Here is an 11,693-nt window from a genome sequence, read left to right as displayed (position 1 = left end):
GGCCGGCATCCTGAAGACCCGCCCGCCCGGCGTCGCTCCCGCTCGGCTGGATCGTTGAGCGGGTGTGGCGCCGGGCCGGGTAGGGGCCCGAATCCACCGCGCTCGTGGTCGGCTCGATTCGGCTACGCGTCGCGCCTGTGCAGCAGCAGGCTGCCGACCAGCAGCGCGGCCGCGGCCCACGTGGCGAGTACGCCCAGGCCGGCCCATGGGCCGATGGGCAGCTCGTGCAGATGGATGGTGGCTTGGACCGCGAGTCCGGCGGGCATGGGCGAGATCTGCTGAAGGTGCCGCTGCCACTCCGGGTCGTTGACCACCTGGGTGACGATCGGGAAGAGATAGAGCAGCCCGAGTACGATCCCGATGGCGGTCGCCGCCTCCCGTACCGCCGTCGCGACGCCGAGGCCGATCAGGGCGATCAGGACGAGGTAGAGGACCGAGCCCACGGCCGCGCGCAGGGTCGGGCTGTCGGCCAGGGACAGCGGGGCATAGCCGTGGGCCTCGGTGAATCCGTTGCCGGGCAGGATGTAGCGGCCGGCGAGGAGCGAGGCGAGGACGGCAGCCGTCCCGGAGATCAGGACGACCGTGGTGAGGACCGTCGCCTTGGCGGTGAGGACGGTGAGCCGGTTCGGCACCGCCGTGAGTGTGGTGCGGATCATTCCGGTGCCGTACTCACCGCTGACGGTCAGCACCGCGAGGACGGCGATGACCGCCTGCCCGACGGTGACGCCGGTCAGGGCGAGCTTGACGGCGTCCTGGCCGCACCCCTTATCCGGGCACTTCACGACCTTGGCGGTGCCGCAGCCGAGGGCCACGGTCAGCGCGACGGCGAGCAGGAGCAACCTGCCCATGTCCCCTGTGGTCCGCAGCTTTGTCCACTCCGCGCGCAGGGCGCGGCCGAAGTCCCCTCGCCACGCGCCGTCCGCCGTGCTCGTGAGTCGTGCACTTCTCAGGAGACTCATACGTCCCTCCCGCGCAGCCGCACCACGGCCAGACCGAAGGCAAGCGCGGCGTATCCGCACAGCACGGCGAGGCCGGCCCATGGCGCCAGCGGGTAGTAGCCGGTCGACGGTTCGTACACGCTGAGCACCTGCGCGTACTGCGGCAGGGTCTGCTGGACGGCGAAGCCCGCAGCCGGGGTCACCCGCAGCAGCCACTCCGAGACGCCCGGGGGCAGTACGCCGGAGGCGGCAAGCAGGAAGGGCAGCACGATCGACGCGATGACCAGGGCGACCGCCGTGCTGCTGCGCCGCAGCAGGGCGCCGACGCCGAGAGCGAGCACGGCGGTGGCTGCGCAGAGCAGGCCGGTGCCGACCATGACGCGCACTTCGGTCGCCGACGTGATGGGGAAGACATGGAAGCCCCTGCCGCGCGCGCTGCGTTCCCCGATGGGAATGGTGATCGCGGCGGCCACCAGGCCGATGGCGAACGCAACGCCCCCGGCCACCAGCGCCTTGGCACCAAGCACCCGGCCCCGCAGGGGGGTTGCCGCCATGGTCGTACGCAGCAGACCGCGCCGGTACTCGCCGGTGATGAACACCGTGCCCACGGCGATCACCACGATCAGCCCGGCGAATGTGCCGACGAGGAAGTTCTCGACGGAGAAGCCGACGCCCATGGCGGGCCCGCCGACGACCGGTGCGATGTCACCGGCCCCGGTCACGGTGAACCCGCCGCCGTCGGTCTGGGTGAAGCCGCCCTTGGTGGTGTTCGTGTAGCTGCCGGAGGTGCCCGCGTCGCCACCCACCTGTGTGCCGCTCCACGCGCTCTGGGACCAGCCACCGGTGAGGCCGGGACGGCCGAAGGTGCCGGTGGCCACGGCGGGGCTGAAGCCCGTGCCTGCCGCGGTGTCCTGCTTCGCCTCCGGTGACGTGGCGAAGAGCCCGGCCTGCACGGTGCGCGCAAGCCCAGGCAGCTTCGCATGGCCGACCTTGGTCCAGTGGGAGCCGTCGGTGGAGGCGTAACCGGTGAGGCTGTCGCCGGAGCGGACCAGGCGCAGCCAGCGCGGGGACTCCTGGGTGACCTTGCCGGAAGGACCCGTCGTGTCGTGCGTGTAGTCGTACTGCATGCGCACGCCGTGACCGCCGGTGGCCATGACCGCCGCGTACGGGGATCCCTGAGTGAGGCTTTCCTTCACGATGACCCCGGCCTTCGCCCAGGGCTGGGCGCCCTGGGCCGTCTTGCCGATCCCGATGTCGGCCACACCGGTCAGCGACCGCAGGGGAACGGTGAGGGCGCCGTCGCCGGTGAGCGTCCTGTGGACGAAGTAGAAGCTGTCATTGACGGCCTCGCCGCCGGGGCCCTTCGGATACGAGGCGGAGTCGGCGCCGCGACCGCCGGGAGCGGGGGCGGCCGTGCCGAGCAGGCCGACCACGATCGTCACCAGGAGCGCCCCTGCGACGGCGAGGACCCAGCCGCGTACGGTACGGAACTTCGTCCACTCGGCGTGCAGCGTCCTGAGGAACCCGCTCCGCTCAGCGCGCCCTGTGGCCGGGGGGCGAGGGGTGAGGGTGGCTGTCATCGCGTGGCCTCCCCCGCCGGGATGCCCCGGTATTCCACCGCGTCCCGGGTGAGCTCCATGTACGCCTCTTCGAGCGTCGCCCGGTGCGCGGACACCTGGGAGAACGGCACCCCGTTCCGGGCAAGCAGGGCCACGATCTCCTCGTCGGGCAGGCCCGTGACGCCGAGGGTGTCGGGGCCGGTGGCGAGAACGGTGGCGCCCGCGCCGTGCAGGACCTGGGCGGCTCGCGGAGGCGCGGAGGTACGCAGGGTGACCCGGCCGCCGGACGCCTCGGCGAGCAGCTCGGACACGCTGGTGTCCGCGACGACCCGGCCGCGACCGATCACCACGAGATGGTCCGCGGTGTCTTCGAGTTCGCTCATCAGGTGACTGGAGACCAGGACGGCGCGGCCCTGCCGGGCCAGCGACGACAGGAAACCGCGCATCCACACGATGCCGTCGGGGTCGAGGCCGTTGAACGGCTCGTCCAGCATGACGACTGGCGGGTCACCGAGCAGCGCCGCCGCGATCCCCAGGCGCTGGCGCATGCCCAGCGAGAAGCCGCCGGCCTTGCGCCGGGCCGCCGTGCCCAGGCCGGCCTGTTCGATGACCTCGTCCACGCGCCGGGGCGGCACGCCCTGTGAGTGGGCCAGCCACAGCAGGTGGTTACGGGCGGTACGGCTCGGCTGCAGCGCGGAGGCGTCGAGCAGTGCCCCCAGATGCCGAAGCGGGCGACGCAGGGTGCGGTACGGCACCCCGCCGACCAGGGCCTTTCCCTCCTCAGCTGCGTCAAGACCCAGGATCACGCGCATGGTGGTGGACTTGCCCGCGCCGTTCGGGCCGACGAAACCGGTCACCCGTCCGGGCCGCACGGTGAACGTCATCCCGTCCAGAGCCAGCTGTGGTCCGAAGCGTTTACGCAAACCCATGACCTCGATCGTCGCCTTCGTACTCTCATCGCTCATGGGCTCCACCCTGTGGCGGAGCGAGTTACAGGGGCCGAACGGCCACTGTCATCTCGCTGTTAGGCGCCTCGGCTTAGCCTGGCCCGGCACGTGTCCTGGTGCAGTGGCAAGAGGGGAGCATACGGATGACATGGGGTCCGCCCCGACGGCTCGCGGCCCTGCCTGCCCGGCTCGGCATGCGCCGTGGCACTGCCCGCGCCCGCTTCACCGCCTTGTACGTGACTCTGTTCCTGCTGTCGGGAACGGCGCTGCTGGCCATCGCGGCCGTGGTGGCATCCGGCGGATCGCGCTCCAGCCAGACCGCCCCCGGTGGCGGCACCGATCAGCCCGCCACGGCGGCACAGGCCCAGGGCCGCATCGACGAGCTGGAGCAGCAGCTGACCCAGGCGCACGACACCCAGTCCCGGCAGATCGTGATCGGCTCCGCTATCGCCCTCGGCGTCATGGCGGTGATCTCGGTCGGCCTCGGTTGGTTCGTCGCCGGCCGGGTGCTGCGCCCGCTGCGAGTGATGACTGCGGCCACCCGCCGGATCACCGCCGACAGCCTGCACGAACGCCTGGCCATCGGCGGCCCCGGCGACGAGGTGAAGGACCTCGCCGACACCATCGACGACCTCCTCGGCCGCCTGGAGGGCTCCTTCGACGCCCAGCGCCTCTTCGTCGCCAACGCCTCCCACGAGCTGCGCACCCCGCTCACCACGATGCGGGCCTCCCTGGACGTGGCCCTCGCCAAGCCGGGCCCGGTGCCCGAGACCACGGCCACGCTGGCCGCCCGGATACGCGCCGAACTCGACCAGGTGGACCGGCTGCTGGAGAGCTTCCTCGTCCTGGCTCGCACCCAGCACGGCGAGTTCACCGACTCGGCGCGCCTCACCCTAGGCCAACTCGCGCTGACCGCCTTGACCGGACGGGCAAAGGACATTGCGGCCAAGGGGCTGACCGTGCGTGAAATCCGGATCGACGGCTCCGCGTGGGTGTGGGGCAGCCAGACGCTGCTGCACCGCGCGGCCGACAACGTGGTCGACAACGCGATTGCGCACAACGACCCCGGGGGCTGGATCAGTGTCGCGGTACGGGCCGAAGGAGACGACGCGGGCGCAGTGTCCCTCGTCGTCGAGTCCAGTGGGCCGGTCCTTGACCAGCGGCGGGTGGCGGACCTCGCGCAACCTTTCCGCCGCCTTGGCGCCGACCGTACCGGCACCGGCCAGGGCAGCGGCCTCGGCCTCTCCATCGTCGCGGCTATCACCCAGGCCCACCACGGCACCCTGGACCTGCGCGCCCGCCCCGACGGCGGCCTGCGCGTGACCATCACCCTCCCCCGTACAGACGGCAGGGCGACAGCGGAAGCCCCCGACACAGAGACGGGCGTGGCGCGTTGAGAGTCCTGGTGGTCGAGGACGCCCGCCCCCTCGCCGAAGTCATCGCCGAGGGACTGCGCGACCAGGGCATGGCCGTAGACGTGGCCCACGACGGGCTCGACGCCGCGGCCAAGCTGGACGTCAACGCGTACGACGTCGTCGTGCTCGACCGCGACCTGCCAGGCATCCACGGCGACACCCTCTGCCAGATGATCACCGAGCGGGACGGCCGCGTGATGGTCCTGATGCTGACCGCCGCCGACTCACCCGGCGACCGCGTCAGCGGCCTGACCCTGGGTGCTGACGACTACCTCGCCAAGCCCTTCCACTTTCCCGAACTCGTCCTGCGCATCCGCGCCCTGGCCCGCCGCCGCCCCGCCGCCCGGTCCCGCACCCTGAGCACGGCGGGCATCGAACTCGACCCGCTGCGCCGCACCGCCAGCCGCGACGGCCACCAACTCGACCTCTCCGTCAAGGAATTCGCGGTACTCGAAGCCCTCCTGAACGCGAGCCCCGCCTTCCTCAGCACGGAAGGCCTCCTCGAACAGGTCTGGGACGAACACGCCGACCCGTTCACCAACACGGTCACAGTGACCATCAGCCGCCTGCGCCGCAAACTCGGCGACCCCCCGGTCATCGCCACCACACCCGGCGTGGGATATCGGATCATCGACCCAGCCGTCCCACCGAACTGAGCAGCCGACAGGGGCCGACGGCCCACGAGCGGAGGCCATGTCAGTGCACCCGACTCCAGTCATCTGCGCAGCCGACTTCGGAGTCTGACACAGTTACTCTCACAAACGGTCCTTTGCCCGAGCAAGATCAATAATTGCCCGCCGGGCCTCGGCTGATCTCCGATCGGTTCTCAGAACTCGCTCTCACTCAAAACGCAAGGGCAAGCACGGCGGCCGGCCCCCGGTCATCACCGACGACATGCTCCACACCGTGCTCCGCCGGAGGGCCAACGGCGAGTCCGTCGAGCAGATCCAGCCCGACCTGATCATCCCCACCGGCAAGCGCAAGGGGCGCAGCCCCTCCGTCGCCAGCGTCTACCGAGCGCTCGCCGAGCACGCCAAGCACGAGGCGTACCCCGAAGCCGTCGAGCAGGCCCACGTCGACTTCGCAGCCCTCCGGGCCGGCGAACTCCCCGGCCCCCGGACCCAGCCGCAGACCGTACGGTGACCCCTTCAAGGCTTCAAGATCATCCCGTGGCCCCTTTTGGGCTCACCTCGGCGATACCCGTGGACCGCGTGGCGCGGGTGTTGGCCGCACGCGGCCCGGGCGGCCGCACGCTGCCCGGGCCGCCGAGCGGGGGCCGTGCTCACCGGGTGCGGGCGGCCCGTATCCCGCGCCGTCCGCGAAGGGGCGACGCCGTGACGCCGTGGACCTGATGCGCTACGGCCCGCAGACCGGCCTCAGCACCGCCAGTGTGCCGTTGGCCTGACGCAGCGCCAGCTCCAGCGTGGCCGGTGTGTGCAGCGCGCCGCTCCCGTCCGGCGGGACCAGCCACTCCAGGAACCGGGCGGCCCGGTAGGGCGGCGGCATCGCGACCCAGGAGCCCCGCCCGGCGTACCGCAGTCCGGCCCCGATCCAGCGGCTGCCGGGGTCGGGCGGCAGGAGGAAGCCGACGCGATGGGCGGCGGTGTCCACGAGCGTGGGCCCCGGCGTGGGCCGTGAGGCCTGCCACAGCAGGTCCAGGGTGAGCAGCCCCAGCCGGTCGGGCACGCTCAGCACGTCCCAGTACCGGCCCGCTTCCAGCAGGGCGATGCCGTCGCCCTGGTCCCAGTCCCGCTTGCACGACCGCGGATCCGTCGCGGCGGCGGCCAGCCACTCCACGCCGCGCATCCACATCGCATCGATCATGTCGGCATCGCATCGCTCATGTCTGCTCCGTCGGCTTCGTGTGACTCCACCGGCGACGGCCTGCCGCCCGGCATATGCATGCTTGTAGATATTTCTACGTGGCGGAAGGGGTGGCGGACCCTGGCGATTCGGTGTGTTTCGTTCGAGCCCCGCGCCGCTGTTCGGCTCGGGGCTCGAAGCCGTCACGTCCGTCCGGCGCCGCCCTGCGGCACGGGCAGTCCCGCACGGGCGTGGGGCATCGGCAGCGGCTGCTCGGACTGGCGCAGCTCGGCCAGCAACTCGTTCTGTCCGGCGAGGAGTTCGGTGAGGATGCGGCGTGCGGCCCGCAGCAGTTCGGCGACGTCGCCGCCCGCCAGCGCGTAGCTGACGGTCGAGCCCTCCCGGATCGACACGACGATCCCCGACCGGCGCAGCACCGCCAGCTGCTGCGACAGGCTGGAGGGTTCGATCTCGATCTCGGCGAGCAGGTCCCGCACGGCGACGGGCCCGTTCTGCAGCAGTTCGAGGACCCTGATCCGCACGGGATGCCCGAGCATGCGGAAGAACTCGGCCTTCGCCTGGTAGAGGGGAACCTGCATGGTCGCTCGCTCCCTGCCGTGTTCGGTGGGGTGGATCTCGAGGCGCGGCGGCCGCCCCGGCTGTCCGTGCGCCGCCGCGCGCGACGTGCCGCGCCTCGATCCTGGTGGTTGCGGGCTCCGCACACCCGTGTGATGCGCTGATCTGGATGTGTCGAGATGAAGACATCTTCAATTCGAGGGTGTGCGAAGCCGCGGCCGTCCGCCCGTGAGATCGGGGCGTCCGGCCGGCTAGACCTCGAGCTCGGCCTCGATCCGCTTGAGCTGGTGGCGGGCCATCGCCAGGTTCGACCGTTCGCGGTCCAGCACCAGGTACATGAACAGGCCGCTGCCGCCGCGCCCCTTCAGCAGCCGGATCAGGTGGTACTGGTTGGCGAGGGTGATCAGGACGTCCTCGATCTCGCCCTTGAGCCCCAGGTGGTCCATGGTGCGCACCTTGGCCCGGATCACGTCGGTGTTCCCGGCCGCGGCGACGGTCAGGTCGAGATCCTTGCCTCCGCCGAGTGTGCCGAGTGCCATGCCGCTCGTGTAGTCCACTACGGCGACTCCCAATGCCCCTTCGATCGAGGTCATCGTCTCCTTCATCGAGATCTCCACGTTCGCCATGGCGCTCCTCCTGCCGGTTGCGCGGGTCCGGGATCCTCCGGCTCCACTGGTGCCACCGACCGTACGAAGGTCGTCCTCCTGCAGGGTGACGGCTTCCGGGACTGGCCCAAGTGGCTTCGCAACGCGCGGTTCTCTGCACGCAATTGACCGTGCGGATAGAGCGATTGAACGGATGTGCGGTGAGTGAGGGGAACGCGGGCTCGACGCCGATCGAAGACCGGTCACGGTGAGCGCGGGATCCCGGCGCTCCGCGTTCTGTCGCCGGAGGGTGGCGCACCGGCCCGTCCGGGTGCAGGATGTACCTCCATTAACAGGAATCCTGTCGATCGGACGGCGCGGCCGATCGCCGATTCCGCACCTCGAGAACGGGACCGACCATGCCGCTCAGCCCCCGCATCCAGGCCAGGGCCGTCCAACTGCTGCTCGGCGGGGTGATGTCCCGCGTGCACAAGGACCTGCGATTCTCCGACGTGCCCAAGGACACGCAGACGCTCCGGGTGGAGACCGGCGCCGGGCCGGTGGCCTGCACCGTCTACCGGCCCCCGGTCGTCGCCGGCCCGCCGGCCCCCGTCTACGTCAACTTCCACGGCGGCGGCTTCGTCGTGGCACGGCCGGAGCAGGACGACCACCTGTGCCGCCGCATAGCCGCCACGGCGGGCTGCGTCGTCGTCAACGTGGACTACGCCGTCGCACCGCAGAGGCCGTACCCCGCCGCCGTCACCCAGGCCTACGACGTGACCGCGTGGGTCGTCGAGAACGGCGGGGCGCACGGCTGGGACGGATCCCGGCTGGCCGTCGGCGGGCACAGCGCCGGCGCCAACCTGACCGCCGCGGTGTGCCGCACGGCCCGGGACCGCGGCGCCTTCTCACCGCGCCTGCAGATCATCGACTCCGCGCCGCTCGACATGGTCACCGACCCGGCGGCCAAGACGGCCCGCACGCCCAGGCCGCTGCTCACCCCGTGGCTCATGCGCGCGTTCACCGGCGCCTATGTGCCTGATCCCGCCGATCGCGCCGACCCGCTCGTCTCGCCGGGCCTGGCCGACGACCTCGCCGGACTGCCGCCCGCTCTGGTCGTCGTCGCGGAGAACGACCGCCTCCGCGACGAGGGCGACGCCTACGCCAGGGCTCTTGAAGCCGCGGGCGTGCCCGTGACACATCGCGTGTTCGCGGACGTCGACCACTACTTCACCCACACGGGCCCGGTGCCGGCCGCGAAGGAGGCCATCGAGCTGATGGCCGCCGCACTGCGTTCGGCGTTGGCCGCCGACTGACGGGACGCCGACTGACGAGACGTCGGCCGATGCGACGTCGGCCGATGCGATGCGCCTGACGCGACTTCGGCTCGCGCCGTCGCAGGCGAGGGCGCAGCGGTCAGCGATCAGCGGGCGGGATTCCGCCGGGTGGACGGGGCGGCGGTCGAGGCGCGGACGACGAGGTCGACCGGAGGGTCGCTCGCCGGCAGGGGCGGTGCGTCCGGGTTCTCGATGACGTGCACGAGCCGCCTGAGGCCGTCCTGCGCCACTGCGTCGAACGGCTGCGCCACGGTGGTGAGGGGAGGCGTGACGAACGCGGCGACCGGGATGTCGTCGAAGCCGACGACGCTGATGTCCTCGGGCACCCGGAGGCCGGCCTCGGTCAGCGCGCGGATCAGGCCGATCGCCATGTCGTCGTTGGCGGCGAACACCGCGGTGACGTCGCCGTCCGCGGCGAGCGCACGGCCCGCCGCGTACCCGGACGCGGCGGACCAGTCGCCCTCGACCGCCGGCGGCACGGTTCTGCCGTGCGCCCTCAGCGCCGTCCGCCAGCCCTCCATCCGGTCCCGCGCGGCGTACCAGCGTTGCGGGCCGGCGAGGTGGTGGACCGTCGCATGACCCAGTCGCAGCAGGTGTTCGGTGGCCGCCCAGGCCATCCGGTCGGCGCCGTGGCCCGCGGTCAGCACGCGGGGGGCGACGACGGGCGACGGCGCGCTGAGCACCAGCACCGGCACGTCGACGCGGAGGCGGGCGTCGTCCTCGGCCTCCCGTCGGCGCCGCTCGTCCGCCGGGTCCGGCCGCTCCTGCGGGTCCTCCCGGTCCTGGGCGTCCCCGCCGCCCCGCTCGTCGATCGGTTCGGAGATGACGATCCCGTCGACGCCCTGGTCGAGGAGCGAGCCGACGGCCCCCGCGACGCCCGCGGGATCGCCTTCCACGGTGTTGACCACGCGCAGGGCGTACCCGGTGTCCCTGACGGCCCGCTCGACGCCCATGAGCAGGGAGGCGGGACCGTAGAGGGCGGTGCCCAGCGTCACCACGCCGATGGCCCGGGTCCGTCCGGAGGCCAGCGCCCGGGCGGCGTTGTTGCGCCGGTAGCCGAGCTCTTCGGCGGCCTGGAGGACGCGTCGGCGCACCTCTGCGGAGACGTACTGCTCGTCGTTGAAGACCCGCGAGACCGTCTTCTGGGAGACGCCGGCGAGCCGGGCCACGTCGACGCTCCGCGGCGCCGCTGAGGCCGCGCCTCGTCCCGTCGCCCGCTGCATGGTGTCCCCCTGTGGCCTTGGATTCGAACCGATGATGCCAGACCCGGGGTCACGGCCGGCGACGAGGTCCGCCCGGTGCGCGCCGGGGCACGGGGGTGCGCGGGGCCGGCGTCAGTGCTTCGGCAGCCACTTCTCGAGGGCGTCGATGAGACGGTCGAGCGCGGGCTCGCCGGCGGAGCGGTCCGTCATGACCGTGCGGCCGTCGAACTGGAGGGCGTACTGGAACCTGTCCGCGGAGCCCGAGTCCCTGGTGAACGCCGGGACGTCGTCGAGCGCGGGGTCGCCGAGCAGCGTGCGCAGCTGCGTGAACTGCGCCGTGGTGGTGCGGCTCACCGCGGACCGGCCCTTGTCGGCGGCCCGGACGGTTCCGTCGCCCCGGACCGTGACCTCCTGGTTCACCCCGGCGAAGCCGCCGCTGACGGTCATGACCACCAGTTTCTGGTCCGGGCCGGTGACGGGGACCGGCGAGGGACGCGCAGACGCGGCGGCCGTGGCGGAAGGGAAGGGCGAGGCGGACGGGGAAGGAGGGGACGGGGAGGGCGTGGGCGAGGCGGAACGCTGGGCGGAGGGGGCGGTCGCCGTGCGCGCCGGCTCCGCGTTGCGCCCGTCGTCCCCGGGCGAGCAGCCGACCAGGACCAGCACACCGGCCGCGCACATCGTCGCCGCACTCCGCGTCGCCGCACTGCGAGCGAGCACCCCGCACCCCCGTGTCTCGACAGTCGGGCATTCGTCGTATCAGAGTGCCCGGGGGGCGACGAACGTAACCGGCGCGCCCCGTACGGGGCAGGGACTTCACGTGCCCGGCCCGGCGTTCCCGGCTTGCGGCCGGGGCGGGGGAGGGGGCAGGGTCTTGAGCCGTGCCCACCTTGCTGATCGTCCATCACACCCCCTCGCCGCACTGCCAGGCGCTGCTCGAAGCGGTGGTCGCGGGCGCGACGGCGCCGGAGATCGAGGGCGTCCGCGTCGAACGGCGGGCGGCCCTCGCGGCGACCGCCTCGGACGCCCTGGCCGCCGACGCCTTCCTGCTGGGCACCCCGGCCAACCTCGGCTACATGTCGGGGGCGCTCAAGCATTTCTTCGACCAGATCTACTACCCGTGCCTGGACGCCACCCGGGGCCGCCCCTTCGGCTACTACGTGCACGGCGGCAACGACGTGACCGGCGCGGTGCGCGGCATCGAGGCAGTCACCACGGGGCTGGGCTGGCGACGGGCGGCCGAGCCGGTCACCGTCACCGGGGAACCGGACAAGGCGGAGACGGCGGCCTGCTGGGAGCTGGGCGCGACGGTGGCAGCCGGCCTGATGGCGTGAG

Annotated in this window: 13 protein-coding genes; 5 read left to right on the top strand and 8 right to left on the bottom strand. The window is 72.2% G+C overall.

The annotated features are described in order from the left end of the window. Nucleotides 1–122: 122 nt before the first annotated feature. From ACH4ZA_RS32045 to ACH4ZA_RS32035, 3 genes are all read right to left on the bottom strand, one after another. A complete protein-coding gene (locus tag ACH4ZA_RS32045; RefSeq protein WP_398432739.1) occupies nt 123–848 on the bottom strand; it encodes an ABC transporter permease subunit in 726 nt (241 codons plus the stop codon). A gap of 107 nt (nt 849–955) precedes the next feature. Then, complete coding sequence (locus ACH4ZA_RS32040) at nt 956–2,518, bottom strand: ABC transporter permease subunit (RefSeq protein ID WP_398432738.1); 1,563 nt, start codon at nt 2,516–2,518, stop codon at nt 956–958. After that, the gene (locus ACH4ZA_RS32035) at nt 2,515–3,462 is read right to left on the bottom strand and encodes an ABC transporter ATP-binding protein (protein ID WP_398432737.1); all 948 of its coding nucleotides are present in this window, start codon (nt 3,460–3,462) and stop codon (nt 2,515–2,517) included. Before ACH4ZA_RS32035 ends, ACH4ZA_RS32040 begins: the two co-directional genes overlap by 4 nt. Before the next feature lie 125 nt (nt 3,463–3,587). Here ACH4ZA_RS32035 and ACH4ZA_RS32030 point away from each other — a divergent pair, with 125 nt between their 5' ends. From ACH4ZA_RS32030 to ACH4ZA_RS32020, 3 genes are all read left to right on the top strand, one after another. Further along, nucleotides 3,588–4,841, top strand: a complete 1,254-nt coding sequence (locus tag ACH4ZA_RS32030; protein WP_398432736.1) for a sensor histidine kinase — start codon at nt 3,588–3,590, stop codon at nt 4,839–4,841. Beyond that, a complete protein-coding gene (locus tag ACH4ZA_RS32025) occupies nt 4,838–5,515 on the top strand; it encodes a response regulator transcription factor (protein WP_398432735.1) in 678 nt (225 codons plus the stop codon). The genes ACH4ZA_RS32030 and ACH4ZA_RS32025 overlap by 4 nt, the downstream gene beginning before the upstream one ends. 238 nt (nt 5,516–5,753) lie before the next feature. After that, nucleotides 5,754–6,002 carry a hypothetical protein gene (locus ACH4ZA_RS32020; protein ID WP_398432734.1) on the top strand — a complete coding sequence of 83 codons (249 nt, stop codon included), beginning with the start codon at nt 5,754–5,756 and terminating at the stop codon, nt 6,000–6,002. A 213-nt stretch (nt 6,003–6,215) separates the two neighbouring features. Here ACH4ZA_RS32020 and ACH4ZA_RS32015 read toward each other — a convergent pair whose 3' ends face one another. The 3 genes from ACH4ZA_RS32015 to ACH4ZA_RS32005 all read right to left on the bottom strand — a co-directional run bounded on the left by ACH4ZA_RS32015 (nt 6,216) and on the right by ACH4ZA_RS32005 (nt 7,864). Then, nucleotides 6,216–6,683: a hypothetical protein gene (locus ACH4ZA_RS32015; RefSeq protein WP_398432733.1), complete on the bottom strand. Its 468-nt coding sequence runs from the start codon at nt 6,681–6,683 to the stop codon at nt 6,216–6,218. A gap of 182 nt (nt 6,684–6,865) precedes the next feature. Then, nucleotides 6,866–7,261, bottom strand: a complete 396-nt coding sequence (locus tag ACH4ZA_RS32010) for an ArsR/SmtB family transcription factor (RefSeq protein WP_398432732.1) — start codon at nt 7,259–7,261, stop codon at nt 6,866–6,868. Between the two features lie 228 nt (nt 7,262–7,489). Then, nucleotides 7,490–7,864 carry a hypothetical protein gene (locus ACH4ZA_RS32005; protein ID WP_398432731.1) on the bottom strand — a complete coding sequence of 125 codons (375 nt, stop codon included), beginning with the start codon at nt 7,862–7,864 and terminating at the stop codon, nt 7,490–7,492. A gap of 377 nt (nt 7,865–8,241) precedes the next feature. Between ACH4ZA_RS32005 and ACH4ZA_RS32000 the strand changes: the two genes are divergently transcribed. Beyond that, on the top strand, nt 8,242–9,138 hold the full coding sequence (locus ACH4ZA_RS32000) for an alpha/beta hydrolase (RefSeq protein WP_398432730.1): 897 nt from the start codon (nt 8,242–8,244) through the stop codon (nt 9,136–9,138). A gap of 107 nt (nt 9,139–9,245) precedes the next feature. On the opposite strand, the gene ACH4ZA_RS31995 is transcribed toward ACH4ZA_RS32000, so the two are convergent. Beyond that, on the bottom strand, nt 9,246–10,382 hold the full coding sequence (locus ACH4ZA_RS31995; RefSeq protein ID WP_398432729.1) for a LacI family DNA-binding transcriptional regulator: 1,137 nt from the start codon (nt 10,380–10,382) through the stop codon (nt 9,246–9,248). 111 nt (nt 10,383–10,493) lie between these two features. Continuing rightward, nucleotides 10,494–11,078: a hypothetical protein gene (locus ACH4ZA_RS31990; RefSeq protein ID WP_398432728.1), complete on the bottom strand. Its 585-nt coding sequence runs from the start codon at nt 11,076–11,078 to the stop codon at nt 10,494–10,496. 161 nt (nt 11,079–11,239) lie between these two features. Between ACH4ZA_RS31990 and ACH4ZA_RS31985 the strand changes: the two genes are divergently transcribed. Next, nucleotides 11,240–11,692 (top strand): flavodoxin family protein, encoded by a 453-nt coding sequence (locus ACH4ZA_RS31985; protein ID WP_398432727.1) that lies wholly within the window; start codon nt 11,240–11,242, stop codon nt 11,690–11,692. Nucleotide 11,693 lies beyond the last annotated feature (1 nt).

Origin of the sequence: Streptomyces sp. NPDC020597 (assembly GCF_044335095.1) — a bacterium.
Classification (GTDB): domain Bacteria; phylum Actinomycetota; class Actinomycetes; order Streptomycetales; family Streptomycetaceae; genus Streptomyces.
Note: the sequence above shows the minus strand (reverse complement) of the source record. Positions and strands in the feature narration are given on the sequence as shown.

Excerpts from the sequence above, each read along its gene's own strand:
- ACH4ZA_RS32000 (WP_398432730.1), top strand. The coding sequence starts at position 8,242 with ATGCCGCTCAGCCCCCGCATCCAGGCCAGGGCCGTCCAACTGCTGCTC.
- ACH4ZA_RS32030 (WP_398432736.1), top strand. The coding sequence starts at position 3,588 with ATGACATGGGGTCCGCCCCGACGGCTCGCGGCCCTGCCTGCCCGGCTC.
- ACH4ZA_RS32015 (WP_398432733.1), bottom strand. The coding sequence starts at position 6,683 with ATGATCGATGCGATGTGGATGCGCGGCGTGGAGTGGCTGGCCGCCGCC.
- ACH4ZA_RS31995 (WP_398432729.1), bottom strand. The coding sequence starts at position 10,382 with ATGCAGCGGGCGACGGGACGAGGCGCGGCCTCAGCGGCGCCGCGGAGC.
- ACH4ZA_RS32045 (WP_398432739.1), bottom strand. The coding sequence starts at position 848 with ATGGGCAGGTTGCTCCTGCTCGCCGTCGCGCTGACCGTGGCCCTCGGC.
- ACH4ZA_RS32040 (WP_398432738.1), bottom strand. The coding sequence starts at position 2,518 with ATGACAGCCACCCTCACCCCTCGCCCCCCGGCCACAGGGCGCGCTGAG.
- ACH4ZA_RS32035 (WP_398432737.1), bottom strand. The coding sequence starts at position 3,462 with ATGAGCGATGAGAGTACGAAGGCGACGATCGAGGTCATGGGTTTGCGT.
- ACH4ZA_RS32005 (WP_398432731.1), bottom strand. The coding sequence starts at position 7,864 with ATGGCGAACGTGGAGATCTCGATGAAGGAGACGATGACCTCGATCGAA.
- ACH4ZA_RS32020 (WP_398432734.1), top strand. The coding sequence starts at position 5,754 with ATGCTCCACACCGTGCTCCGCCGGAGGGCCAACGGCGAGTCCGTCGAG.
- ACH4ZA_RS32010 (WP_398432732.1), bottom strand. The coding sequence starts at position 7,261 with ATGCAGGTTCCCCTCTACCAGGCGAAGGCCGAGTTCTTCCGCATGCTC.